Annotated in this window: 21 protein-coding genes and 1 pseudogene; 10 read left to right on the top strand and 12 right to left on the bottom strand. The window is 72.4% G+C overall.

Translation table 11 applies throughout. The features are described from left to right. Both AC1DQF_RS11675 and AC1DQF_RS11670 read right to left on the bottom strand, forming a co-directional pair. Window positions 1-218 (bottom strand): hypothetical protein (locus AC1DQF_RS11675; RefSeq protein WP_477525386.1); only part of this gene is annotated, 218 nt, incomplete at its 3' end. Next, window positions 218-745 (bottom strand): SigE family RNA polymerase sigma factor, encoded by a 528-nt coding sequence (locus tag AC1DQF_RS11670; protein WP_477525385.1) that lies wholly within the window; start codon window positions 743-745, stop codon window positions 218-220. The genes AC1DQF_RS11670 and AC1DQF_RS11675, both read right to left, overlap by 1 nt. Window positions 746-890: 145 nt before the next feature. Here AC1DQF_RS11670 and AC1DQF_RS11665 point away from each other — a divergent pair, with 145 nt between their 5' ends. Then, window positions 891-1,469, top strand: a complete 579-nt coding sequence (locus tag AC1DQF_RS11665) for a hypothetical protein (RefSeq protein WP_477525384.1) — start codon at window positions 891-893, stop codon at window positions 1,467-1,469. On the opposite strand, the gene AC1DQF_RS11660 is transcribed toward AC1DQF_RS11665, so the two are convergent. Together AC1DQF_RS11660 and AC1DQF_RS11655 are read right to left on the bottom strand one after the other, a co-directional pair. Then, window positions 1,466-1,924, bottom strand: coding sequence for an RrF2 family transcriptional regulator (locus tag AC1DQF_RS11660; protein WP_477525383.1), 459 nt, complete (start codon window positions 1,922-1,924; stop codon window positions 1,466-1,468). The genes AC1DQF_RS11665 and AC1DQF_RS11660 overlap by 4 nt on opposite strands. 71 nt (window positions 1,925-1,995) lie before the next feature. Further along, a complete protein-coding gene (locus tag AC1DQF_RS11655) occupies window positions 1,996-2,895 on the bottom strand; it encodes a sulfite exporter TauE/SafE family protein (RefSeq protein WP_477525382.1) in 900 nt (299 codons plus the stop codon). Window positions 2,896-3,155: 260 nt separating this feature from the next. Between AC1DQF_RS11655 and AC1DQF_RS11650 the strand changes: the two are divergent. The 5 genes and pseudogenes from AC1DQF_RS11650 to AC1DQF_RS11630 form a co-directional block, all read left to right on the top strand. Then, window positions 3,156-4,943, top strand: a pseudogene (locus AC1DQF_RS11650) (acyl-CoA dehydrogenase); the annotation flags it as partial. Window positions 4,944-5,055: 112 nt separating this feature from the next. Continuing rightward, window positions 5,056-5,937 (top strand): ABC transporter ATP-binding protein, encoded by an 882-nt coding sequence (locus AC1DQF_RS11645; protein ID WP_477525381.1) that lies wholly within the window; start codon window positions 5,056-5,058, stop codon window positions 5,935-5,937. After that, window positions 5,934-6,734 carry an ABC transporter permease gene (locus AC1DQF_RS11640; protein WP_477525380.1) on the top strand — a complete coding sequence of 267 codons (801 nt, stop codon included), beginning with the start codon at window positions 5,934-5,936 and terminating at the stop codon, window positions 6,732-6,734. Before AC1DQF_RS11645 ends, AC1DQF_RS11640 begins: the two co-directional genes overlap by 4 nt. Then, window positions 6,731-7,804 (top strand): sensor histidine kinase, encoded by a 1,074-nt coding sequence (locus AC1DQF_RS11635; RefSeq protein WP_477525379.1) that lies wholly within the window; start codon window positions 6,731-6,733, stop codon window positions 7,802-7,804. The genes AC1DQF_RS11640 and AC1DQF_RS11635 overlap by 4 nt, the downstream gene beginning before the upstream one ends. Then, on the top strand, window positions 7,801-8,406 hold the full coding sequence (locus tag AC1DQF_RS11630; protein ID WP_477525378.1) for a response regulator: 606 nt from the start codon (window positions 7,801-7,803) through the stop codon (window positions 8,404-8,406). Before AC1DQF_RS11635 ends, AC1DQF_RS11630 begins: the two co-directional genes overlap by 4 nt. Here the strand turns inward: AC1DQF_RS11630 and AC1DQF_RS11625 are convergent. From AC1DQF_RS11625 to AC1DQF_RS11615, 3 genes are all read right to left on the bottom strand, one after another. Then, window positions 8,403-9,605, bottom strand: a complete 1,203-nt coding sequence (locus tag AC1DQF_RS11625; RefSeq protein ID WP_477525377.1) for an NAD(P)/FAD-dependent oxidoreductase — start codon at window positions 9,603-9,605, stop codon at window positions 8,403-8,405. The genes AC1DQF_RS11630 and AC1DQF_RS11625 overlap by 4 nt on opposite strands. A gap of 112 nt (window positions 9,606-9,717) precedes the next feature. Continuing rightward, on the bottom strand, window positions 9,718-9,927 hold the full coding sequence (locus AC1DQF_RS11620) for a DUF6458 family protein (protein ID WP_457206965.1): 210 nt from the start codon (window positions 9,925-9,927) through the stop codon (window positions 9,718-9,720). Window positions 9,928-10,116: 189 nt separating this feature from the next. Beyond that, complete coding sequence (locus AC1DQF_RS11615; RefSeq protein WP_477525376.1) at window positions 10,117-11,886, bottom strand: NHL domain-containing thioredoxin family protein; 1,770 nt, start codon at window positions 11,884-11,886, stop codon at window positions 10,117-10,119. A gap of 53 nt (window positions 11,887-11,939) precedes the next feature. Between AC1DQF_RS11615 and AC1DQF_RS11610 the strand changes: the two genes are divergently transcribed. From AC1DQF_RS11610 to AC1DQF_RS11600, 3 genes are read left to right on the top strand one after another with little or no spacing between them, the layout of a single operon-like run. Then, entirely contained in the window at window positions 11,940-12,776 is an 837-nt protein-coding gene (locus AC1DQF_RS11610; protein ID WP_477525375.1) for a maleylpyruvate isomerase family mycothiol-dependent enzyme, read from the top strand. After that, the gene (locus AC1DQF_RS11605; RefSeq protein ID WP_477525374.1) at window positions 12,773-13,711 is read left to right on the top strand and encodes an oxidoreductase; all 939 of its coding nucleotides are present in this window, start codon (window positions 12,773-12,775) and stop codon (window positions 13,709-13,711) included. Before AC1DQF_RS11610 ends, AC1DQF_RS11605 begins: the two co-directional genes overlap by 4 nt. 41 nt (window positions 13,712-13,752) lie before the next feature. Further along, window positions 13,753-14,742, top strand: a complete 990-nt coding sequence (locus AC1DQF_RS11600) for a glycerophosphodiester phosphodiesterase family protein (protein ID WP_477525373.1) — start codon at window positions 13,753-13,755, stop codon at window positions 14,740-14,742. A 14-nt stretch (window positions 14,743-14,756) separates the two neighbouring features. Here the strand turns inward: AC1DQF_RS11600 and AC1DQF_RS11595 are convergent, their stop codons facing one another. The 5 genes from AC1DQF_RS11595 to AC1DQF_RS11575 all read right to left on the bottom strand — a co-directional run bounded on the left by AC1DQF_RS11595 (window position 14,757) and on the right by AC1DQF_RS11575 (window position 21,314). Continuing rightward, window positions 14,757-16,376: a hypothetical protein gene (locus tag AC1DQF_RS11595; RefSeq protein ID WP_477525372.1), complete on the bottom strand. Its 1,620-nt coding sequence runs from the start codon at window positions 16,374-16,376 to the stop codon at window positions 14,757-14,759. A 90-nt stretch (window positions 16,377-16,466) separates the two neighbouring features. After that, complete coding sequence (locus AC1DQF_RS11590; RefSeq protein ID WP_477525371.1) at window positions 16,467-17,279, bottom strand: ABC transporter ATP-binding protein; 813 nt, start codon at window positions 17,277-17,279, stop codon at window positions 16,467-16,469. Then, window positions 17,276-19,183: a branched-chain amino acid ABC transporter ATP-binding protein/permease gene (locus AC1DQF_RS11585; protein WP_477525370.1), complete on the bottom strand. Its 1,908-nt coding sequence runs from the start codon at window positions 19,181-19,183 to the stop codon at window positions 17,276-17,278. Before AC1DQF_RS11585 ends, AC1DQF_RS11590 begins: the two co-directional genes overlap by 4 nt. After that, window positions 19,180-20,064 (bottom strand): branched-chain amino acid ABC transporter permease, encoded by an 885-nt coding sequence (locus AC1DQF_RS11580; RefSeq protein WP_477525369.1) that lies wholly within the window; start codon window positions 20,062-20,064, stop codon window positions 19,180-19,182. Before AC1DQF_RS11580 ends, AC1DQF_RS11585 begins: the two co-directional genes overlap by 4 nt. After that, window positions 20,064-21,314: an amino acid ABC transporter substrate-binding protein gene (locus AC1DQF_RS11575; RefSeq protein ID WP_477525368.1), complete on the bottom strand. Its 1,251-nt coding sequence runs from the start codon at window positions 21,312-21,314 to the stop codon at window positions 20,064-20,066. The genes AC1DQF_RS11580 and AC1DQF_RS11575 overlap by 1 nt, the downstream gene beginning before the upstream one ends. A gap of 247 nt (window positions 21,315-21,561) precedes the next feature. On the opposite strand from AC1DQF_RS11575, the gene AC1DQF_RS11570 reads away from it, so the two are divergent. Next, the gene (locus tag AC1DQF_RS11570; protein WP_477525367.1) at window positions 21,562-23,121 is read left to right on the top strand and encodes a phytoene desaturase family protein; all 1,560 of its coding nucleotides are present in this window, start codon (window positions 21,562-21,564) and stop codon (window positions 23,119-23,121) included. The last annotated feature ends 91 nt before the right edge of the window (window positions 23,122-23,212 follow it).

The raw sequence follows: 23,212 nt of genomic DNA, 5'->3' as shown, positions 1-23,212 counted from the left end.
GAGTCCACGTCGCCGCCGAGCCGGGGCACGACGGCGGCCACGACGCCGACGACGCCGACGACGGCCACCGAGGCGACCGCCGTACCGATCCGGGCGCGGCGCTGCCGGGTGCGGCCGCGGGAGACGCCGCCGGCGACGAGCCGGTCGACGTCGGGGAGCGCGAGGTGGTCGGCGGCCTGCCGCAGGAGCAGGTCGACGCCGTGGTCAGGGGTGGTCATCAGGAGCCTCCGGAGTCGATGAGGTCGTCGAGCGAGGTGCCCAGCACGGCACGCAGTCGGTCGAGCGCCCGCAACGTGCGGTTGCGGACGGCCTGCGGCGTCACGCCGAGCGCGGCGGCGGTGTCGGCGACGGAGATGTCGTCGAGGTACCGCATCACCAGCACGGCGCGATCGAGCGGCGCGAGCCGGTCGAGCGCGGCGGCGAGCGTGAGCCGGGTGGCGGCCCCGTCGTCGTGCTCCGGTCCGGTCACGACCCGCTCCGGCAGGTGCTCGGTCGGGCGTTCGTGGTTGCTGCGACGGCGCTGGGCGCTGATGTAGGTGCGCACCAGCGCGGTGTGGGCATAGGCGGCGGGGTTGTCGATCCCGCCCCCCAGCGGCCGGTGCCACCGGACGAAGACCTTGGCCAGGGTGTCCTGGACCAGGTCCTCGGCGCGGTGGGCGTCGCCGCACAGCATCCAGGCAGACCGGTAGAGCTGGGGCGTCCGCGTGCGGGCGAACTCCTCGAACTCCTCGTGCCTGCGGGACATCTCACTCCTCGGGTGTGGTGGCGTCACCCCTCAGACGCACTGAACCACCGTCCGTGTTGCATCCGGCGGACGTCGTCGTCGGCTCCCCGGTCGGCGTTCGCGTCACGTTCACCCGTACGACGGTCGCGACCGCCACGGTGGGGCCATGGCCAAGCGCTCCGTGTACCTCCACGTCGGTCCCGCCCTCCCCGCGGTCGAGGCACTCCACGAGGCACTACAGGAGGCACTGCAGGACCACCCCGCGCTCGCCGGCGCAGGCGTCCTCCTCCCGGCGGTCGACCAGGACCTGATGGACCGCGCGGACGTCGAGATCCGGCGTCGGCACAAGGCCCTCGGCCTGCGGCGCAAGGACGTCGAGGGCTCGTGGGCGAAGGTCTGTCGCAAGGCCTTCAAGGCGCGGAGTGACGTGCTGATCACCCAGCCGGGGTTCGTCGGTGCCACGACCGAGCAGGCCGCGCTGGCGGTCGACGGGCTGGTCGGCATGCGGATCCACATCGTGCTCACGCCCGCCGTCGCGCCCGAGCCGGCCGCGCTGGCCGACCTCGTCGGTCCGTGGGCGGGGTGCGCGAAGCCCTCGCGCATCCACGTCCTGCCGGTGGGCGCGGCCCCGACGGCTGTGGACCTCGGGACGGGGCTCGCCGGACTCGCGGTGCGGGCCCGCGCGGCCGACGCCGAGCGCCGGCTGGCCAAGCGGAACCGGCAGCGCCGGGGCGTCGCTGCCTAGTGCGGCTGCCAGGCGTCGTCGTCGACCGTGAGGGAGGCGACCTCGGGCGGCAGGGTGCCGTCGGCGAGGTCCTGGATGGAGACCCGCTCGAAGACCCCGCGCAGCGAGCTGCGCGCCGCGATCCAGACGTGCTGGAGCACCTGGGCGGACTCGCCGTAGGCGACGGCCTCGGGGCGCAGGCCGTAGACGGACACGAGCGGGCCGTCGACGGCCCGGATCACGTCGGCGACGGTGACCGTCTCGGGACCGCGGGCGAAGCGCCAGCCACCGGACTGGCCGCGCTGGGACACCACGATGTCGGCGCGACGCAGGTCGGCGAGGATGGCCTGCAGGAACCCGTGGGGGATGTCCTGCGCCTTGCCGAGCTGCTCGGCGCTCACCGCAGACCCGTCCGTGCGGACGGCGATCTCGATCAGAGCCCTGAGGGCGTAGTCAGCCTTGGCGGAGACGCGCATGGGAGGAGTTTGTCAGACAAAGTCGCCCCACACACTCCACGTGGGGCCCAGAGGTCCCGCGCGCCCACCCGTCAGACCGGGGCGGGCTCCAGCGGGCGGTCCTCGGCGACCTCGCGGGCGAGGCGCTCCTGCTTGACGGCCCAGGCGATGCCCGTCACCCAGAGCGTGAAGAGGACGGCCGCGGCCAGGCCCACCACGATGCCGGTGGCGCCGAGCGACTCGAGGACCGTCTTGGTGTTGGTGAGCACGATCAGACCACCGGCCGCGACTCCCAGCACCCGGGCGGCGAGGTGCTTGACCAGCCACGCGGCGATCGGCGCGGCGACGACGCCACCGGCCAGCAGGGCGCCGGCGTAGCCCCAGTTGATGCCCTGGCTGCCCAGGGCGAGGATGAAGCCGAGCGAGCCACCCACGGCGACGACGAACTCCGAGGTGTCGATCGAGCCGACCACCTTGCGGGGCTCGAGGCGACCGCTGGACAGCAGCGAGGTCGTGCCGACCGGGCCCCACCCGCCGCCACCGATGGCGTCGAGCGCGCCGGCCACCAGGCCCATGGGAGCCAGGAAACCGGCCGAGGGCCGCGCCTTGAACTGCGGTCGGCGACCGCCCAGGCGCAGGAAGCGGTAGATGACGTACACGCCGAGGCCCAGCAGGATCGTCGCGACGATCGGCTTGGCGATCGCGGCATCGAGGTTGGACAGCGCCGTCGCCCCGATGAACGCACCGACGAAGCCGGGCACGGCGAGGATCGAGACGGTGCGCCAGTCGACGTTGCCGAGCCGGTGGTGCGAGGCGCCCGAGACGAGCGACGTACCGATCTCGGAGAAGTGGACGGCGGCCGAGGCGGCGGCCGGGGCGACACCGGCGGCGATCAGCAGCGTGGAGGACGTGACCCCGTAGGCCATGCCCAGGGACCCGTCGATGAGTTGTGCGATGAGCCCGACGAAGCCGAGCACGATGAGCTTGCGCATGGAGGTGCGACCCTTCTTCTGCGTATGTCTATGCAAAGACTAGATATACGTAATCAAGTGGGTCAACTTCTCCCACCTGTGACCCGCCCCATGGCCCCAACTGGTGAGTTCGTGTTGCGCGCGGCCGATCGGCGAGGCATCATTTTGTTACTGGCGAGTAGCAGCACGGGCTGCTCGCCGCCGGACCCGCTCCGCGGGGCCGGCCACCACTGGACCGGATCCCTCGCAGGACCGGTGCCCCGAAACGGAATAGGTGGATCGTGAGCCACTACAAGAGCAACCTGCGCGACATCGAGTTCAACCTCTTCGAGGTGCTCGGCCGGGACGAGGTCCTCGGCCAGGGTCCCTTCGCCGAGGTCGACGGTGAGACCGCCCGCGAGATCCTCGCCGAGGTGGCCCGTCTCTCGCGCGACGATCTCGCGGCGTCCTACGTCGACAGCGACCGCAACCCGCCGGTCTTCGACCCCGAGACGCACACGGCACCCGTGCCCGAGTCCTTCAAGAAGAGCTACCAGGCCTGGATGGACTCCGAGTACTGGCGCCTCCAGATCCGCGAGGAGCTCGGCGGCACTCCTGCCCCGTCCTCGCTCGTGTGGGCCATGGGCGAGATGGTGCTCGGCGCCAACGCCCCCGTGTGGATGTACGCCGCCGGCCCGCCGTTCGCCGGCGTCGTCCACGCCAACGGCAACGAGCGCGACCAGCGCGTCGCCGAGATCATGGTCGAGCGCCAGTGGCCGTGCACCATGGTGCTGACCGAGCCCGACGCGGGCTCCGACGTCGGCGCGGGCCGCACCAAGGCCACCCCCAACGAGGACGGCTCCTGGAACGTCACCGGGGTCAAGCGCTTCATCACCTCGGCCGAGGGCGACCTCAGCGACAACACGATGCACCTCGTCCTCGCCCGCCCCGAGGGCGTCGAGGGTGCCGGCGGCCCGGGCACCAAGGGCCTGTCGCTGTTCTGGATGCCGACGTACCACTTCGACCACCAGACCGGTGAGCTCACCGGCGAGCGCAACGGCGTCTACGTCACCAACGTCGAGCACAAGATGGGCATCAAGGTCTCCAACACGTGCGAGGTCACCTTCGGCGACCCGCAGGTCGGCGGCGGCGAGCCCGCCCGGGGCTGGCTGCTCGGCGAGGTGCACAACGGCATCGCCCAGATGTTCGACGTCATCGAGAACGCCCGGATGATGGTCGGCACCAAGGCCATCGCCACGCTCTCGACGGGCTACCTCAACGCCCTCGAGTACGCCAAGGAGCGCGTCCAGGGTGCCGACCTGACCCAGGCGGCCGACAAGACGGCGCCGCGGGTCACGATCACGCACCACCCCGACGTGCGTCGCTCGCTGATGACCCAGAAGTCGTTCGCCGAGGCCATGCGCGCGCTGGTGCTCTACACCGCCACCTGGCAGGACCAGGTCATGCTCGCCGAGCACGCGGGCGAGAAGGACGAGCTGGCCGCGGCGGTCAACGACCTGCTGCTGCCCATCGTCAAGGGCTACGGCTCCGAGCGCTCGTGGGTGCTGCTGGGCACCGAGTCGCTGCAGACCTTCGGTGGCTCCGGGTTCCTCCAGGAGTACCCGGTCGAGCAGTACGTCCGCGACGCCAAGATCGACACCCTCTACGAGGGCACCACGGCGATCCAGGGCCAGGACTTCTTCTTCCGCAAGATCGTCAAGGACCAGGGCCGCGCGCTGGGTCACCTGGCCAAGGAGATCGAGTCGTTCATCGCGAGCGAGGCCGGCAACGGTCGCCTCAAGGTCGAGCGCCAGCTGCTGGCGACCGCCCTCGAGGACGCGAACGCCATCGTCGGGCACATGATCAACGACCTGATGTCGGCAGACGCCTCGGCCGAGGGCGGCGACCTGCGCAACATCTACAAGGTGGGCCTCAACACGACCCGTCTGCTGATGGCGCTGGGCGACGTCGTGTGTGCGTGGCTGCTGCTGCGCCAGGCCGAGGTCGCGCTGGGCAAGCTGGCCGGCACGGAGTCTGATCCGGTGGCGAGCAAGGACAAGGCGTTCGTCCTGGGGACTGTGGCTGACGCACCGCTTCGTCGTCACCGAGGCCCCGTCGTCGTACCCGGACATGACAGGTGTCATCCCCAGGTCGTGACAGCCGGACCGGGGACGGAGCGCCGTTCCGGTCCACGCTGGACGCATGAGCACCCCAGCCCCGCCCCCGGCCATCCGCGCCACCGGCCTCACCAAGTCCTTCCGGCTCCCCGACGGCACCGGCGTCACCGCCGTCGACGCCATCGACCTGACCGTCGCGCCCGGCGAGATCGTGGCCTTCCTCGGGCCGAACGGCGCCGGCAAGACCACCACGGTCGACATGCTGCTCGGCCTCACCTCCCCCACCGCCGGGACCGTCGAGGTGTACGGCGAGGCGCCCGCGCGAGCCGTGGCCGCCGGCCGGGTCAGCGCCGTCATGCAGACCGGAGGCCTGCTGGGTGACTTCACCGTGGTGGAGACCGTGCAGGCCATCGCCGCGCTGCACGGACGCCGGGACCGGGTCGAGGAGGTCGTCGAGCGGGCCGGACTGGCGCCGATCGCCCGGCGCCGGGTCCAGGCGTGCTCGGGCGGGGAGCAGCAGCGGCTCAAGTTCGCGCTGGCCCTGGTGCCGGACCCGGACCTGATCGTGCTCGACGAGCCCACGACCGGGATGGACGTCGGCAGCCGGCAGGCGTTCTGGGAGACCATGCGCGCCGACGCCGCCAGCGGGCGCACCATCGTCTTCGCCACCCACTACCTCGCGGAGGCCGACGAGTTCGCGGCCCGCACCGTGCTGATGAAGTCCGGGCGCATCGTCGAGGACGGCCCGACCGCGGACGTGCGCGCGGCCTTCGGTGGCCGGACCGTCTCCTTCCGGCCCCCCGCCGGGGCGGTCCACCGCGACGGCRTCGACCCCGCGTGGCTGGCCCGCGTCGGGGAGGCCCTCGCCCCCCTCGGCGTCACCGACGTCGAGGTCTCCAGCGCCAGCCTGGAGGCCGCCTTCCTCGCCCTCACCCGCACCGACGACCTCGCAGGAGCCTCACGATGAGCACCACCGTCCAGTCCCTCCCGCCGTCCGCCACCCGGTCCGCCCCCCGGTCCCCGGCCGCACTCGTCGGCTACGCCGTCCTCGACCTGCGACGTCAGGTGCGCGACCGGGTGCAGATGTTCTTCGTCGTCGCTCTGCCCGCCTTCATGTACGTCGTCTTCGGGCTCGGGTCCGACGAGCCGGTGGGCAGCGGCAACGTCGCGATGTACGTCATGATCTCGATGGCGGCGTACGGCGCTGTCACGGCGACCACGGGGGTGGCCGGCAGCGCCGCACTGGAGCGGACCAGCGGGTGGGGGCGCCAGCTGGCGCTCACGCCGCTGCGACCGCTGTCCTTCCTCACCCTCAAGACCGGCCTGGCCATGGCCGTCGCCGCGGTCCCGGTCGCCCTGATCTACACCATCGGCGCCGCCACGGGCGCTTCCGGCACCACCTCCGACTGGCTGCTGTCCGGCGTCATCGTGTGGGCGGGATCGGCGCTCTTTGCGGTCTACGGACTGGCCGTGTGCCTGGCCTTCCGCAGCGACAACTCGGTCGGTATCGCCTCGGGACTCATCGTGATCATGGCGTTCCTGGGCAACGTGTTCACCCCGATGTCGGGGCTGATCCTCGACATCGGACGCTTCACCCCTCTCTACGGGTACGCCGCGCTGGCCCGCTACCCGCTCACCGACGGCTGGACACCGAGCGACACCCACGACCCGCTGTGGCTCCCGGTCGCTAACGTGCTCGCGTGGACGGTGATCTTCGCGGGAGTCGCGCTCTGGGGCCTACGTCGTGGCCAGGAGCGGGTGTGACGCCTGCCGGGACCCCGGTCACGCAGCCGGTCCCGCAGCCGGTCTCCCCCTGGGAGCGGTACGCCTGGATCTTCGCCGGCATCTGGCTGGTCTTCCTCGTCTACCCGGTGATCGAGACGTTCCAGGCCACCGAGTCGCCCGCGGTCACGGTGGTCGGGCTCGCCCTCCTGGCGGCGTTCGGCGTCTTCTACATGCTCGGCTTCGGATGGCTCGACGACCGGCCGTGGCTGGTCTTCGGGATCCTGGTGGCGCTGGCGTTGGGCACGGTGCCGATCATCGGGGTCGAGGTGATCGCGCTCACGCCGTACCTCGGTGTCTTCGCAGCCCTGCACCTCCCGGCGCCGTGGTGGCCGCGGGTCACCGTCGTCGTGGCGGTCCTGCCGCTGCTGTCACTGGTCGCGGGGGACGGGTTCCCGGCCTTCTTCTTCCTCATGGTGTGGCCGATCATCATCGGGATGGTGCTGCTGCGGGTCTTCACCGAGGGTGAGCGACGGGTCGGGGAGAGCCGCGCCGAGCTGGCCCTGGTCGCGGAGCGCGACCGGGTGGCCCGCGACGTCCACGACGTCCTCGGCCACTCCCTCACCGCGCTGAGCATCAAGGCCGAGCTCGCCGAGCGACTCATCGACGTCGACCCCGAGCGCGCCCGCGCCGAGCTCGTGTCGATCCAGGAGACGGCGCGCCAGGCTCTGGCCGAGGTCCGATCCACGGTCGGGGGGTTGCGGGCCAGCAACCTGGCGGCCGAGCTGGCCGCCGCACCCCTGGTGCTGACGGACGCGGGTGTCCGCACGGTCGTGCAGGGCGGGGTCGCCGACACCGACCCGCGGCACCGCACCCTGCTCGCGTGGGTGCTGCGGGAGGCCGTGACCAACGTGGTCCGCCATGCGGGCGCGTCCACCGTGGTGGTCGAGCTCGGACCACGGGGCATCACCGTCTCCGACGACGGCGCCGGGATCTCTCGTCCCGAGGGCAACGGACTGCGCGGCATGCGCGAGCGGGTCACGGACGCGGGCGGCACCCTGGTCGTGGGCGATGCCGCCCCGGGCACGCGTGTCGAGGTGCTGCTCCCGTGATCCGGCTGCTGCTGGCCGACGACCAGGCCCTGGTGCGCGGGGCGCTGGCTGCCCTGCTGGACCTCGAGAGCGACCTGTCGGTGGTCGCTCAGGTGGGACGCGGCGACGAGGTGCTCGAGGCGGCGCGGGCCTCCGCGGCCGACGTGTGCCTGCTCGACATCGAGATGCCGGGCCTCACCGGGCTGGAGGTGGCCGAGCAGCTGCGCAGCGCGCTGCCCGGCACCCGGTCGCTCATCGTGACGACCTTCGGGCGCCCCGGCTACGTGCGCCGCGCGCTGGACGCCGGCGCGGCCGGTTTCGTCGTCAAGGACACCCCGGCGCGCGAGCTCGCGGACGCCGTACGCCGCGTCCACGCCGGTCTGCGCGTCGTCGACCCCACCCTGGCGGCCGAGTCCCTGATGGCCGGGCCATCGCCGCTGACGGCGCGGGAGGCCGAGATCCTGCGGCTGGCGCTCGACGGCTCACCGGTCGCCACGATCGCCCGCACGGCGCACCTCTCGCAGGGCACCGTCCGCAACCACCTGTCCGCGGCGATCGGCAAGACCGGGGCCGCGACCCGGGGCGAGGCGGCCCGGATCGCGCAGGCGCACGGCTGGCTCTAGTCGTCCTCGGCCCCGCCGACGAGGTCGGCGAGCGCGACGTCGGTGTCGGAGAACTTCTCGGGCACCGGCTGGCCGACGAGCGCCCGGATCGTGTCTGTGGCGTCCCAGTCGTTGGCCTGCATGCCGGCGACCACGGTGCCGTCCTTGGCCCACAGCACGGTGAGCCCGCCGACGAGGTCGTCGCCGCGCACCACCATCTCATCGTGGCCGTCGGGCCCCACGCTGCCGACGTACTCCATGCCCATGTCGTACTGGTCGGTGAAGAAGTAGGGCTGCCGGGTGTAGGGCTGGTCGTCGCCCAGCATGGCGCGCGCGGCGGCCCGGCCCTGGTGCTGGGCGGTGTCCCAGTGCTCGACGCGGATGCGGCGACCCAGGACGGGGTGGGCGTGGTTGGCGACGTCCCCGACGGCGAAGACGTAGGGATCGCTGGAGCGCAGCGTCTCGTCGACCAGGATGCCGTTGTCGACGGCGAGTCCGGCCTCGCGGCCGAGCCGGTCATCGGGGATGGCACCGATCCCCACGACCGCCAGGTCGGGAGTCACCTCGTGGCCGTCGGAGAGGCGCACGGAGCCGCCGTCGGTGGACTCGACGGTCGTGCCGAGGCGCAGGTCGACGCCGTGGCCCCGGTGGAGCTCGGCGAACCGGGCACCGAGCTCGGGGCCCAGGACCCCCAGGAGGGGCTGCTCGGCGGGGTCGACAACGGTGACGTCCACGCCGGCCAGCCTGGCGGCGGCGGCCACCTCGAGCCCGATCCAGCCGGCACCGACGACCAGGATGTGGCCCAGGAAGGCCTCCTTGAGGGCCACCGAGTCGTCGATGGTGCGCAGGTAGGTGACCGACACGTCGGAGTCGTCGAGGTCCCCCAGGCGTCGGGGCGTGGCCCCGGTGGCGATCAGCAGCCGGTCGTAGGGCACCGACTCGGCGCCGGCGTGCACCTGGCGCCGGTCGAGGTCGATGCCGGTGACCACGGTGCCGGTGCGCAGGTCGACATCGTTGTCGTCGTACCAGTGCTGCTCCATCACGTGCGCGGACTCGGGCGTCGCGTCGCCGAGCAGGATGCCCTTGGACAGCGGTGGCCGCTCGTACGGCAGGTGGCGCTCGGCGGCGAGGACCACGATGCCGTCCTCGTGCCCGCGGTCGCGGAGCTCCCGTGCGGCGTTGGCGGCGGCGATGCCGCCACCGATGATGACGATGTCCATGAGTGCCCCTGGGTGAGTGCGCGCGCCTGCCGGATCGGCGCTTCGCACGCTACAAGCGCCGCGGGACCGGCGCCACAGTCAACAGACCCCACTCTGCCCAGGGGCGGTCACGTCAGATCTCGCGGCGCTCCTCGACGTGCGTGGTGCGCGAGCGCTGCTGGTTCATCACCAGCGCGAGCACCAGCGACAGCACTCCGGCCGCCACCAGGATCCAGCCGAGCGTCTCGCTGGCGACGAACTCGTCGATTGCGCTGAGGTCGACTGCTCCGGTCAGCAGGATGAGACCGAGGACGAGCAGGACGATGCCGAGACCAATACCCATGAGGAGCTCCTTCGTACGACGGCGCCGGTGTGCCGCCTCTCCCACGAGGGTAGGACGGCGACGTCCGGAATCCGTGCACCGGCGGTACGACGACACCTCACGGGCCGCTGGAAGCTGAGTCACCCGGTGACTCAGGTCGCAGCACCACCCCCGGCACCCGGGCCGCTGGAAGCTGAGTCACCCGGTGACTCAGGTCGCAGCGCCGGCCGCGCCGCCCAGGGGCAGGGCCAGCACGGCGTCGCCGCCGGCGGTGATCCGCACCGGAACGCCCCAGTCCTGCTGGTGCATGTGGCAGGCCGCCCCCTCGCCGCCACCCTCGTCGCACGAGGCGGCGCGGGCCGCCACGTGCAGCACCCCGTCCTCCACGTGGGGATCGAGCACGAGCTCGCGACGCAGGTCGGTGCCCCGGCCCTCGCCCTCGCGGATGAGGGCCGGCGGGGTGGCGGTGACGAGCAGCTGCGACGGCGGGCCGAGGCGGTCGTCGACCTTCTGACCGGGCGGCGGGGTGAAGGCGATCTCGAGCGACAGCCGGGCGCCCACGTCGGTCACCGGCCGCTGGGTGGTGTGGCTGAAGTCGGTCGCCACGACGCTCGCGTCCAGCGGCACCCGGGTCAGCCGGTGGGCGGCCGACTCGACGACGACGAGACCCCCGCCGTCCGGGTAGAGCCCGCTCGGCTCGGCGAGATCGACGGCCAGGGTGGTCAGCTCCCCGTCGGCGAAGCGGCGTACGGCGCCGTTGTAGGTGTCCGCGACCGCGATCGAGCCGTCGGGCAGGACGGCCACGCCGAGAGGGTGCTGGAGCAGCGCCCCGTCGGCCGGGCCGTCGCGGAAGCCGAAGTCGAACAGCCCGGTGCCGACCGCGGTGTGCACCTCGGCCGGATCACCGGGCGTCGGCGCCTGGATCCAGCGCAGGGAGGACGTCTCCGCGTCGGCGAGCCACAGCCGATCGCCGTCGGCGGCCAGCCCGCTGGTCTGGGCGAACCACGCCTGGTCGGGCGGGCCGTCGAGCAGCCCCTCGTTGAGGGTGCCGGCGGCCACCTCCACCTCAGCCGTCAGCGGGTCGAACGTCCACAGCTGGTGGATGCCCGCCATCGCGATCCAGACCCGGTCCTGCCACCAGGCGACGTCCCACGGGCTGCTGAGCCGCTCCGTGCCGTCGCCCTGCATCCACTGGGTGCCGTCGCCGGCGAGGGTCCGGACCTCTCCGGTCGCGAGCGAGAGGCCGGCGAGCCGGTGGCCGACCGTGTCGGCGACCACCACGTCGTACCCGACCCGGGCGGCGAGCCCGCTGGGCAGCAGGCACAGGCCGTTGGGCTCACGGAACCCGCCGAACCGCCGGACCACCGCACCCTCGTCGTCGAGCAGCACGACCTCGTCGTGCCCGGCGTCGGCGACCAGCACCCCGCCGCTCGTGCCGGAGGAGGCGGGCACCGGCACGGCCTTCGCGGGGAAGCGGAGCTCGCTCGGCTCCACGACCGGCGCGACGTACGGCGAGTCGCCCGGCTGCAGGGTGCCCCGCGCCCGGTGCTCGGGGACGAGCTCCGCGAGCAGCGAGGCGATCGCGTGGGCGTGCCCCTCCCCGGCGTACTGGGCGACGATGTAGCCCTCCGGGTCGATCAGCACCAGCGTCGGCCAGGCCCGCGCCGTGTAGGCCTGCCAAGTCGTGAGCTCGGGGTCGTCGAGCACCGGGTGCTGGACGGCGTACCGCTCGACGGCGGCGACCAGCGCGTCGGGGTCGGCCTCGTGGACGAACTTGGGCGAGTGGACGCCGACGACGACCAGCTCCTCGGCGTACTGCTCCTCCACCGGGCGCAGCTCGTCGAGGACGTGCAGGCAGTTGATGCAGCAGAACGTCCAGAAGTCGAGGAGGACGAAGCGACCTCGCAGGTCGCGGACGGACAGCGGGGCGGCGGTGTTGAGCCAGCCGCGGCCGGTGAGCTCGGGGGCACGGACATGCACGTCCCCCATTGTCCCCCGCGACCCGCACCGCCCGTGCCACTAGGGTGCGCCTCATGAGCACACCTCCCGCGGACAGCCGCGGCGACGTCGCACTGACCGGCTACGTCGACCTGTGGTGGCAGGCCGTCAACGACTTCACCGCCCTGCTCGAGAAGGTGCCGGCCGAGCAGTGGTCGACCCCCACCGACCTGCCGGGCTGGGACGTCCACGCGGTGGCCGCGCACACCGCGCACCTCGAGTCCCTGCTGTCCGGCGGGGAGCACGTCGACGTCGAGATCGGCGACGTCCCGCACGCCCGCGGGATGATGGGCCGCTTCACCGAGCAGGGCGTGGTCGCCCGGCGCGACGCCACCCCCGACGACCTCATCAACGAGATCCGGGCCGCCGCGACGGCGCGCCACACCGCACTGCTGGCCGACCCGCCGACCGACCCGGACGCACCGGCGCCCGGCGTCTACGGCGCCATCGGCTGGACCACCCTGACGCTGCTGCGCAACCGTCCGCTGGACCTGTGGATGCACGAGCAGGACGTACGCCGCGCGGTCGGCCAGCCGGGCGGGCTGGGCGCCGACGCGGCCGCCCACTCCACCGACTACCTGTGCGAGAGCCTGGGCTACGTGCTGGCCAAGCGCGTCGGGGCCGACCCGGGCACGACCGTCGTGCTCGAGGTCGAGGGCCACCGTCCGGTGGCCGCGACCGTCGCCGACGGAGGTCGGGGCCGGCTGCTCGACGAGGTCCCCACGGACCCCACCGTCGGGCTGCGCACCGACCGCGAGTCCTTCATCCTGCTGGCCGGCGGCCGCCGGGAGCCGGAGCCGGGGCGGGTCGAGGTCTTCGGGGACCCCGAGCTCGCGCGTCGGGTCCTGGCCGGACTGGCCGTCACCCCGTGAGCAGTGGCCCCGCAACCGCCTGGTCGCTCGCCGACATCCCCGACCTGACGGGCCGCACCGCGCTGGTCACCGGCACGACGCGGGGCGGCCTCGGCCACCACACCGCCCTGGAGCTCGCCCGGGCCGGCGCGCGCGTCGTGCTGGCCGGACGAGGTGCGGACAGGCTGACTGCGACGGACGAGGCGATCCGGGTCGAGGTCCCCGGCGCGCGGCTGGACCGGCTCGTGGTCGACCTCGCGGACCTCGGCTCGGTGCGCAGGGCCGGCGAGGAGGCGACGCCCCTCGGCCCGCTCGACGTGCTCGTCAACAACGCCGGGATCATGGCCGTCCCGCTCCGCCGGACCGCCGACGGGCTCGAGTCGCAGATGGCGACCAACCACTTCGGCCCGTTCCTGCTGACCGGGCTGCTGCTCCCCCAGGTGACCGCCGCCGGCGGCCGGGTGGTGACCCTCTCGTCCGGCATGCACAAGGTGGCCCGCCGGGCCCCGCTCGGCGACCCGCGCCGGCAGGAGGGCCGCTACCGCCGCTGGCGGGTCTACGGGGAGTCCAAGCTGGCCAACCTGCTGTTCACCTTCGAGCTCGACCGGCGCTGCCGCGAGGCCGGCCTCCCGGTGATCGCACTCGCCGCCCATCCCGGCTTCGCCGGCACGCACCTGGTGGTCAACGGCCAGCTGGGTCGCACCCACGGAGTCCCCGCATCCATCCTCGACGCCGCGGTGAGGGCGGTGTCGCAGTCGGCGGCCGCCGGCGCGTGGCCCACGCTGATGGCCGCGACGGCCGACCTGCCCGGGTCGACGTACGTCGGTCCCAGCGGACCCGGCGAGATGTCAGGCGCGCCGCAGGTGGTCACCCCGCGACGCCTCGCCCTGGACCCCGCCGCCCAGCGGCGGCTGTGGGAGATCAGCGAAGAGGCCACCGGCATCACCTACCCGTGAGGGGCTGTCCGCCGTCCGCGCCGCGCCCTAGGGTCTGCCGGGTGAAGACCTTCGGCGCCGCTCTCGTCCTCTCCGCCCTGATCACGTCGCTCGCCGCCGCGCCCGCGCAGGCCCGCGCCGACGACAACCCGTGGCTGCAGCAGCGGGTGCTCAACATGGCCCACTCCGGCGGTGAGCTGGAGGCGCCCACCAACACGATGTACGCCTTCAAGCGGGCCCTGCAGCACGGCGCGGACATGATCGAGCTCGACGTCCAGTCGACCCGGGACAGGCAGCTGGTGGTGCTGCACGACGCCACCGTCGGCGAGACGACCGACGGCACCGGCAAGGTCGAGGACCTGACCCTGCGACAGGTCCGGCGCTTCGATGCGGCCCACTGGTTCGTCCCGCGCGTCGGCACCACCCACGACGCGCGGGCCCGGAAGTACCGGTTCCGCGGCGTGCGCACCGGCGACCGTCCCGCGCCCCGTGGGTACAAGCGCACCGACTTCGCCGTCCCCACGCTGGCCCAGGTCTTCCGCCGCTTCCCGGGCGTGCCGATCAACATCGAGATCAAGGGGACCGCCGACTCCGACACGGCCTCCTACCTCCGCACCGGCCGCCTGCTCGCGGACTTCGTCGACGACGCCGGTCGAGACGACGTCATCGTGACGTCCTTCGACGACACCGCGCTGGCCGACTTCCACCGGCGCTCCCCCGGGACCGGCCTCTCGCCCGGCCGGCAGCAACTGACCGCCTACTTCCTCTACGGCACCCGTCCGATCGAGGGCACGGTGGCCCTCCAGGTGCCGGTCGAGAGCTCCGGCATCCGGGTGCTCACCCCCGAGTTCGTCGCCCGGGCCCACACCGACGGCTACGCCGTCCACGTGTGGTTCAGCGGGACCGCGCCCGACGACGCCGCGACGTACAACGCGATGATCGACGCCTGTGTGGACGGGCTGATGCCGGCCCGGCCCACGCTGCTGGAGAGGATCCTCGACCAGCGCGGCATCGAGCGCCCCGGCGAGCCGGGCGTGCACCCCTGCGCCTAGCCGTCAGGGCGGGGTCACTCGGCGTCGTCGCCGGCCTCCTTCGGCCGGCGGTCCTGCACCCGCACCAWCCCGGCCAACGTCGCGACGTACGCCGTGCCGTCGGGCGCGAGGGTGACGGTGGCCCGGTCGTTGTTCATCAGCAGGCCGGTGCCGGTGCGCACCCCGAACATCGCCCGCCCGGTCCGCACGTCGACGCCCGTGAGGTACCACGCGCTGACGCCCCACCACGTGGGCCGCTTGGTGTAGGCGTAGACCAGGCCGGTCCCGAGCGACACCTGCGGGGCACCCGAGGGGGCCACCAGCTCACTGGTCCAGCGCACCCGGCAGTCGCCTGTCGACCGGTCGGCGGGCACGTCGACGCGGGCCAGGCCTCCCGTCGTGCCTCGGCCCAGCAGGGTGCGCAGCGGGCCGGCGTACCCGTGGGTGTTGGCCACGACCACGCCCCCGCCGACGCTGGCCAACGACGAGTCGGTGGCGCTCGCGCCGTCGTCGAAGACGGCCGCCTTGCAGATCTCGGCGCCGGTCGAGCGCTCCACCATCACGACCCGCATGCGCGGCTCGGCGTTGTCGGTGAAGGCCACGACGCCGCCGTCGAGCAGGGTCGGGCTGGTGCCGCTCCCCCGGGCCACCTGACCGCTCTTGCGGTCGGTGCCGCGGTCGTACGCCGTGCGCCAGGCCACGACCGGGGTCCCCGTCGCGTCCGCGCCCAGCCGGTAGAGCGCGTGCGTGGTGATGACGTAGGTGCCGCCCGTCTCGTCGGTGCTGAAGGAGTGGGTGATCTCCTCGCCGAGGTCGAGCACCTGCACCTGGCCCGAGTCGGTGGCGACGGTGCCCACCAGTCCGTCCGCGGTCGCCCACCAGATCCTGCCCGCCCAGTCGGGGAGCAGCGCGACCACGCAGTCGTCGTCGGGGACCTGCGCCGACAGGTCCCACGTGCGGGCGGTGGTGAGGTCGGGCTCACCGTCGGCGTCCGCGGTGGAGACCGCCAGGACCCGGCGGTCCGAGGTCGCCACGACGGCCCGGTCGCCGGCGTCGAGGTAGCTCTGGGTGCCGCACCGGTCGTCGTCGCCGTCCTCGGGCGCGGGCAGTCGCTTGGTCGCCAGCGGTCGCATCGAGTCGGGATCGATGACGTGCAGGGAGCGGCCGCCGTGGTCGCCGCACAGACCGACGAGCCGGTCACGGCTGTCGAGGGTGAGGGTGGCGCAGTGCTCGAGTCCGTACCACGCGGAGTCCACCTCGGGCTGCAGCCCGACGGGCCCCGGCCAGGGCGAGGCGCCGGTGCTCCACGTGTCGTCCAGCACCGATCCGGCCCCGTTGCGCGCGAGGTGCGGGTTCTGGGGCACCGTGTCGAGCTGGAGGGGGCGGGCCTGCGCCGGGCGGCCGACGTAGGCCGGCGCGACGAGGACCCCCGGGGAGGGTGGGACGGGCAGCCAGCCGTCGGGCACGACCACGACGACCCCGGTGACCACGGCGACCGCGGCGACGGCGATCGCGACGCCGCGCCGGGTCACCCAGATGCGGTCCAGCACCCACCAGCGCACCCGTGGCACGCACAGGGCGACGGCCGCGGCGACGATCACCCACGGGCCCAGGGCCAGCCACGCGACGAGGAGGCCGAGGAGCAGCCAGGTCACCGGCCCTCCCCCGCGTCAGACATGGCCGCAAGGGTACGGCGGGACCTCACCCGATCCGGGTACCCGCGCGCACCACGCGAGGGCCGGAGGTCACGCGGACGGCGGGGCCACCGGCGCCTCGGTCGAGGTCTCGGACACCGAGCCGCCGAAGTACATCTGGGCGAGCTCCGGGTCGCCGAGGACGGCCGCAGCAGGGCGCTGGGTGATGACGCGCCCACTCTCCATGACGATGCCGTCGGTGGCCATCCGCATCCCGAACCGCACGTTCTGCTCGACGAGGAGGATCGTCTTGCCACTGTCGGACAGCAGCATCACCGAGTCGTAGAGCACCTGCAGCGACTTGGGGTCCAGCCCCAGCGACGGCTCGTCGAGGAGCAGCAGCACCGGGTCGAGCATCAGGGACCTGGCGAACTCCACCATCCGTCGCTGACCACCGGAGAGGTTGCCGGCGTTGTCGTGGGAGCGGTCGGCCACGATCGGGAACATCGAGGCGACCTGCTCGTAGCGCCGCCTCACCAGGGCCTTGTCGCGCCGGATGATGTAGGCCCCGAGCAGGACGTTCTCCCGCACCGACATCGTGGGGAAGAGCGCGTTGGACTGCGGAACCTGGGAGATTCCGAGCTCGAGGATCTCGGCCGCGGAGGAGGTGTGGATCGGCCGGCCGTCGAGGTGGACCTCGCCCAGCCGCGGCGTGAGAAGCCCGCTGACCGTCTTGAGGACCGTCGACTTGCCGGCACCGTTGGGGCCGACGATGCACGCCACCGAACCCTTGGCGACCGAGATGTCGACGCCCTGGAGGACGTCGCCGCCGCCGTAGCCGGCCACGATGCCCTGCATCCGCAGCATCGGCTCGGCCGTCGCCTCGGGCTGCACCGGCTGACCGGTCCGGCTCGTCTCGCTCATCGGTGGGCCTCCTCGATGTGGAAGTCCTCGCCGAGGTAGGCGTCGATCACGGCGGGGTCGTTCTTGATCTCCTCCGCGGTGCCCGAGGCCATCGTCCGACCGCGGCCCAGCACGTGGACCGGGTCGCACAGCCCGAGGACGAAGGGCATGTTGTGCTCGACGATGAGGAACGTCTTCCCGTAGGAGTTGAGCTCCCGGATCATCTCGCCCATCCGGTCGATGAGGACCGGGTTGATGCCGCCGGCGGGCTCGTCGAGGAGGATCAGCTTGGGGTCGAGCATCAGGACCTGGGCGAGCTCGACCAGCTTCTGCTGGCCGTAGGAGAGCGCCTGGGCCCGCTGGTCGCGAAAGCTGCGCATACCGACGAACTCCAGCAGCTCCTCCGCCGCGCGCGCCTCGCTGCCGCTGACGGCGATCCGGCCCAGCCCGCGCAGGGAGAAGGAGGACTGGGCGGCCACGACATTCTCCAGCACCGTCATCTCGCGGAAGAGCCGGGTGATCTGGAAGGTCCGGCCCAGCCCGCGGTGCGCCCGCTGCCAGGACCGCATCCCGTCGATGCGCTCGCCGGCCAGCACGATCTCGCCGGCGTCGGCACGGATGGTGTCGTCGATGAGGTTGAAGAGCGTGGTCTTGCCCGATCCGTTGGGTCCGATCAGTCCGGTGATCGAGCCCTCGGGGACGACGAGGCTGGCACCGTCGACGGCTTTCACGCCGCCGAAGTGCTTCACCAACCCCTTCACCTCGAGGAGCGGACGGTCGGGCACCTCGGAGCGGTCGACGACCTGGACCCGGTCGGTGAGCGAGGCCAGGCTGCCGCCGGTGCCGATGCGGGCGCCGACCAGGCCGGCTTTGCCGTGCGTACGCCGCCAGCTCAGCGCTGACTCGATCGCGGGCAGGATGCCGCGCGGCAGGAAGATGACGACCAGCACCAGCAGCCCGCCGAACAGGAAGAGGCGGGTGTTGCCGCCGCCGAAGCTGTTGTTGGCGATCTCGTTGAGCGGCTCGATCAGGAACGCGCCGAGCACGGGCCCCCACAGCGTCGCCTTGCCGCCGATGAGCATCGACAGCACCAGCTGCACGCTGATGAGGATGCTGAACATGCCTCGCGGGTCGATGAAGGTCAGGTAGTAGCCGTAGACCGCGCCCGCCATGCCCACGAAGACGGCGCTGGCCATGAAGGCGATGATCTTCTCCACAGGCAGGTTGATGCCGATGGTGGCCGCCTTGGTCTCGTCCTCGCGGATGGCGATCAGGCCCATGCCGAGCTTGCTGCGCCGGATCCACCATGTCATCAGCAGCTGCAGCGCGAGCACCGCGACCAAGGCGTAGTAGAAGGGCAGGTTGATGATGTCGCGGTCCCAGTCGGGCAGCGGCATGGTCAGCCCCGCCGTGCCGTTGGTGACCGAGGTCCAGTTGACGGCGAAGACCTGTACGAGGAACAAGAACGCGACGGTGATGATGAYGAACGCGGGTCCCGAGGACCGCAGCGACACCAGGCCCAGCACCAGGGCGACCAGCGCGGCCACGACGCCGGCCACGGGCACCCACCACCAGATGGTGACGTCGGGGTTGCGGGCGGCCAGCACCCCGATGGTGTAGCCGCCGAGGCCGATGAAGGCGCCCTGTCCCAGTGAGATGTAGCCGGCGAAGCCGGAGATGATGTTGAGCCCGCTCGCGCCGATCGCGAAGACCAGCGAGAGGATGATCATGTTCTGGTAGTAGAGGTCCTCGGTCAGCAGCGGGTAGGCGACGAGCGCCACCGCGGCGACCAGAGCGACGGCCCGGCCCAGCCAGATCGGCTGGGCCCAGGCCCGCCCCGACGGGGCGACCGATGCCGTGTCGGCGGTCTCGGGGGTCTCGGCGGCGGAGGGGGTCTCGGGGGAGGAGGGGGGACGGCTGCTCATGCGGCGACGGCGTCCTCTCGGAGTCGGGTCCCGAGCAGGCCCTGCGGCCGGATGAGCAGGACGGCGAACACGATGGCGTAGGGGACGGCGGTCGCCCACGAGGGCGAGACGTACGTCGAGGTCAGGGTCTCGGCCAACCCGAACAGCACGGCGCCCAGCACCGCACCGTTGAGGCTGCCCAGACCGCCGAGGACCACGATGGCGAGCAGCCGGGCGATCCACTGGTAGTGCGAGCCGGGCACGAACGGGTAGAGCACGCCGGTGATGGCGCCGCCGGCGCCCGCAGCGGCGATGCCGATGCCGAACACCAGGGCCGCGACGCTGGCGGTGCGGATCCCGACCAGCTGCGCCGACGAGGGGTTGCTCGCCGCCGCCCGGATCGCTCGTCCCAGCCAGGTGCGGGTGAGCACCACCCAGAGCACGACCAGCACCGCGACCGCGATCATCCCGCCGTACACCTGCGCCTTGGGAAGGAAGATGTCGCCGACGTTGAACGACTCGTCGGCGTACGCCGGCCGGATCGCGGTCGAGTTGTTCCCCCAGATCTCGCCCATCGCGCCCTCCAGCACCAGCGCCAGCCCGAAGGTCAGCAGCACGGTGGAGGCCATGGGGGCGGACCTGATCGGCGAGACGACGACCTTGTAGGTCGCCCAGCCGATCACGAACACCACCGGAGTGGTGATCAGGATGGCCAGGAGCGGGTCGATGCCCACCACGTCCCACAGGGTGTAGGTGATGAACGACGCCAGGACCAGGAAGGCCCCGTGCGCGATGTTGATCACCTTCATCACCCCGAAGATCAGGGTCAGCCCGCTGGCTGCCAAGGCGTAGACACCGCCCAGCAGCAGCCCGAGGGCGAGGCTCTGGAGGAACTCGGTCATCAGCCGGCGCCCCCGGGCTGCCACTCCCGCTCGATCTCGGCCGTCGCGGCGTCCTCGGGAAGCACGATCTGCGGGGAGCCGTCCTGCCACTGCCCGATCAGGAAGTCACCCTGCGGGGCACCGGTCTCGTCCCACGAGAGCGGGCCGAGGATCGTCTCGACCTCGTTCTCGTGCAGCCAGTCGGCCAGCGCCTGCTGGTCGTCGATGGAGCCGACCGCCTCGACGGCCGCCTGCATCACCTCGGCCGCGGCGAACGCGTCTGCTGCGTCCTCGGGGACCTCGCCCTCCCCGTACATCTCCTCGTACTTCGCCACGAACTCGGCGTTGCCGGGGGTGTCCGCATCGGGCGAGTGGCTGACGGCGTAGAAGATGCCCTCGGTGTTCTCCTCGCCGATACCGTCGGTGAACTGGCTGCCGAACGACGGGGCGTTGGTCTGGAAGAACATGTCCGGCGTGAAGCCGGCCTTGAGCATGGCCCGGGTCATGCCGATGCCGTCCTCGAACTGTGCGCCGTGCACGACCAGGTCGGGGTCGGCGTTCTTCATCGCACTGACGATGGTGTCGAAGTTCTTGGTGTCGATCGCGTAGGTCTCCTCGTACACCGTCTCCACCCCGGCGTCCTCCAGGATCGCCTGGATGCCCGCGACGTTGGGGGCCGCGAACGGGTCGTCGAGGGTGGGGTAGGCCGCGGTCTTCGGCTTCTCACCCTCGGGCAGCTGGGCCACCCACTCCGCGAACACCTTGCCCTGCTTGTCGGCGGTCGACTGCTGGGCGAAGAACAGGTACTCGTAGCCGCGGTTGAACATGTCCGGCGAACCGCCGGCGGGCTCGACGTAGAGCATCTGGTTCTTCTCGGCCACGGCCGAGGCCGGCAGGTTGAGCAACGAGGAGAAGGTCCCGAGGAGGAGGTCCACCTTGTCCTGGCTGATCAGTGCGTTGTAGTCGGTGACGATGGTGTTCTGGTTGGAGGCGTCGTCCTTGATCTTCAGCTCGACGTCACGATCCAGCAGGCCGCCTTCGGCGTTGACCATCTCCTGCCACACCTTGTACCCCTGTTCGGCCGCCTGACCGGGCTGGGAGAATTCGCCGGTCAGCGGCAACGAGGTGCCGATGACGATCGGGTCGTCGCTGCCACCACCCGCGCTGTCGTCGTCGCCACCGCACGCAGCCAGGCTGGTGACCAGGACGCCGGTCAGCGCCGCGGCAAGCAGTCCGCGGCTTCGTCCTCCGCCTCGGGAAATCCGGACCATGGTTCCTCCTCGGTATATCCGCAATCGATTGCGGCACCGCCAGTGTTGTGAACTGCGCCACAGGTGTCAAGAGATACCGGTCAATTACGCCGACAGGCGGGTCCGTACCGCCTCCGTACGCCTCCACGTCGCCACAATGGGGGCTGCGCGCACGCGCGGTGGGCGTCCTCGAACCCGGTAGCCATGGCCTCGCCACCCTTGCAATCGGTTGTGGCCACTGCCACGCTGACCGCGAGAGGAGCCTGCGATGACGAGTACGCCGATCCACGACGACCTGCCCGAGCGCGCCGAGGTGGTGGTCGTGGGCGCCGGGCACAACTCCCTCGTGGCAGCGGCCTACCTGGCCCGGTCCGGGCTCGAGGTGCTGGTGCTCGAGGCCGCGCCGACCGTGGGCGGGAACACGCGCACCGAGGAGCTGACCCTCCCCGGCTTCGCCCACGACTCGTGCAGCAGCGCGCACGTGCTCATCCAGAACAACCCGCTCGTCCGCGACGACGAGCTGGGGCTGGTCGCCGAGCAGGGCCTGCGCTACCTCACCACCGACCCGGCGGTGGTGATGCCGCAGCCGGACGGCGACATGCTGGTGATGCGCCCGGACCTTGCGGCCACCGCCGCCGAGCTGGCCCGCTGGTCCTCCCGCGACGCGCGCGCCTTCGAGGCGATGGTGCGGGCCTGGCGCGGCGGCCTCGGCGCGGCCCACGGGAGGTGGAGCTCCGCGCTCCCGCAGCCCGACGACGACACCACCCGCACCTACCTGGCGCTACGAGCGCGCAGCGCCTGGGACGTGGTCCACGAGACCTACGAGCACCCGGTCGTGCGCTCGTTCGTGCTCTGGCTGGCGATGGCGACCATCCAGGACCCACGGCGTCCCGGCACCGGCTTCCTGCCGTCCTCGCTGGCGGTCGGGCGCCTCGACCACGGCTGGACGACCCCGGTCGGGGGCAGCCAGGCGCTGCCCGACGCGTTGGTGCGCGTCGTCGCCGGGCACGGTGGCCGGGTGGTCTGCTCGGCGACGGTGTCCGGCTACGTCACCGACGGCGACCGGGTGACGGGCGTCCGCGTGGGCGATCGCACCGTCGCCGCGGACCGGGCCGTGGTGACCGGCGGGCACCTCGCCGTGGTCGCCGACCAGGTCGTCGGTGGCGCCCCCTCGCCCGACCTGCTCGAGGCGCGGGACACCTGGCGTCCGGGCCTCAGCGTGCTGGCCGTGCATGCGGCCCTCCGCGGGGACCTCTCCTTCGGCGACGCCGGCGTCGCCGGTGCCGCGGCCGGTTTCGGCACGGCCGACGGCATGGCTCGCCACCTCGACCGCTGCGCCGCGGGCGAGGCGGACGCGGACGACCCGTGGCTGCTGGTCGTCAACCAGACGCTCGTCGACCCGAGCCGGGTGGCCGGGACCGGGGGCACCTTCAAGATCCTCACCGTGGCGCCGTGGCGGCGAGCCGACGGACGCGACTGGGCGGACACCAAGGACGAGCACGGCGCCGCGCTGGTCGACCTCGTGCGGCAGCGCGCGCGCGGGCTGGGCGAGCTCGACATCCTGTCCGTGCGCACCGAGTCGCCGGTCGACGTCGCGGCCCACAACCCGCAGAACCTCGGCGGCTCCTGCCACGGCGGGGAGTTCCTGGTCGACGGCCGGGTGCTGCCGGGCTGGCCGCGCTACGACACCGGGCTGGCCGGCCTCTTCCTCACCGGCTCCACGACGCATCCCGGCGGGTCGGTCTCCGGACGGCCGGGTCGCAACGCCGCCCGCACCGTGCTCACGGCCCTGGGCCTGGACCCGCTCGACGTCATGGGGCCCACCTGACGTTTCTGGGGTCGGGCCTCCCGGACGCGCCCGCGGTCGGTGAGTGAGCCACGTTCCACGCGGAGAGAACGTGGCCACGACACCGCTCTCC

This window comes from Nocardioides sp. P4_G4 (assembly GCF_056401085.1).
This window is presented reverse-complemented; position numbering and strand designations above follow the sequence as displayed.

Excerpts from the sequence above, each read along its gene's own strand:
- AC1DQF_RS11670 (WP_477525385.1), bottom strand. The coding sequence starts at position 745 with ATGTCCCGCAGGCACGAGGAGTTCGAGGAGTTCGCCCGCACGCGGACG.
- AC1DQF_RS11665 (WP_477525384.1), top strand. The coding sequence starts at position 891 with ATGGCCAAGCGCTCCGTGTACCTCCACGTCGGTCCCGCCCTCCCCGCG.
- AC1DQF_RS11660 (WP_477525383.1), bottom strand. The coding sequence starts at position 1,924 with ATGCGCGTCTCCGCCAAGGCTGACTACGCCCTCAGGGCTCTGATCGAG.
- AC1DQF_RS11655 (WP_477525382.1), bottom strand. The coding sequence starts at position 2,895 with ATGCGCAAGCTCATCGTGCTCGGCTTCGTCGGGCTCATCGCACAACTC.
- AC1DQF_RS11640 (WP_477525380.1), top strand. The coding sequence starts at position 5,934 with ATGAGCACCACCGTCCAGTCCCTCCCGCCGTCCGCCACCCGGTCCGCC.
- AC1DQF_RS11625 (WP_477525377.1), bottom strand. The coding sequence starts at position 9,605 with ATGGACATCGTCATCATCGGTGGCGGCATCGCCGCCGCCAACGCCGCA.
- AC1DQF_RS11620 (WP_457206965.1), bottom strand. The coding sequence starts at position 9,927 with ATGGGTATTGGTCTCGGCATCGTCCTGCTCGTCCTCGGTCTCATCCTG.
- AC1DQF_RS11610 (WP_477525375.1), top strand. The coding sequence starts at position 11,940 with ATGAGCACACCTCCCGCGGACAGCCGCGGCGACGTCGCACTGACCGGC.
- AC1DQF_RS11590 (WP_477525371.1), bottom strand. The coding sequence starts at position 17,279 with ATGAGCGAGACGAGCCGGACCGGTCAGCCGGTGCAGCCCGAGGCGACG.
- AC1DQF_RS11580 (WP_477525369.1), bottom strand. The coding sequence starts at position 20,064 with ATGACCGAGTTCCTCCAGAGCCTCGCCCTCGGGCTGCTGCTGGGCGGT.
- AC1DQF_RS11575 (WP_477525368.1), bottom strand. The coding sequence starts at position 21,314 with ATGGTCCGGATTTCCCGAGGCGGAGGACGAAGCCGCGGACTGCTTGCC.
- AC1DQF_RS11570 (WP_477525367.1), top strand. The coding sequence starts at position 21,562 with ATGACGAGTACGCCGATCCACGACGACCTGCCCGAGCGCGCCGAGGTG.